The following is an 833-nucleotide window of genomic DNA, read 5'->3' as shown; positions in this document are numbered from 1 at the left end:
CCGGATTCGTAAACCGTTTCCTACGGATAAGTATTATTACTTCAATAGCTCTTACCACAGGACTTTATCAACCAGAAATCACAAATTTAATAACACAAATGCCCTATGAGTTATCAAAAGCGCTCATCGCAAACCCACTCGATGATAAACAATTAATGAATTTACTTGACAAAACAGCAGGCGGAGGATTCCAATATGCAGGACGTCTTTTCCAAGAAACCGTCTTCTTCGAGTCCAATGGTCTGCTTTACAGTCTCTTAGGAATCCTCATCTTGCTAGCAACAAGCCTCGTCGTCGCAATCGGTGGGGGTCTCGTCCTTCTGACAAAAATCGCACTTGCACTTCTCGTAGGATGGGGGCCAATCTTCATTATTGCTCTACTTTGGCAACCAACTTATCGCTTTTTTGAGCAATGGATTGTACAAGTCGTCAATTATATAATCCTCTTTCTACTCTTAGCAACTGTATTTAATCTGATGATGAATATCTTTGCAAACTATTTGAGTGATATGAAACTCGATTACAACCAGAATGTAAGCTTCATGTTTGGAGGAGCTCTCATCTTGTCCATTATATCCATCATGCTGTTACTCAAACTATCAAGCATGGCCAATTCTCTCGCAAAAGGCATTACATTTGGACATCTATGGAGACATAAAAACTAGATGAGATAAAAAGCAATTGTTCCCGTAACAGATGCCCTTAATATCCATATGACAAAATAACAAGAATATCCAATCCTAAAGTAAAAAATACTCGCACTGAAATTGAGCTATTTTCATAAATTAAAAAATGAAATTAAGAAAAGATAAATTATCGTAAACTATACACTT

At 37.1% G+C, this 833-nt stretch carries 1 protein-coding gene; it reads left to right on the top strand.

Features of this window, described 5'->3' with window-relative positions; all coding sequences use genetic code 11:
• A partial coding sequence (locus ACFINA_RS09655; protein WP_375615526.1) for a type IV secretion system protein occupies positions 1-665 on the top strand: 665 nt, incomplete at its 5' end.
• Between the last annotated feature and the right edge of the window lie 168 nt (positions 666-833).

It is taken from the genome of Bartonella sp. AC10YNML (assembly GCF_042196825.1).
Taxonomy (GTDB): Bacteria; Pseudomonadota; Alphaproteobacteria; order Rhizobiales; family Rhizobiaceae; genus Bartonella.
This window is presented reverse-complemented; position numbering and strand designations above follow the sequence as displayed.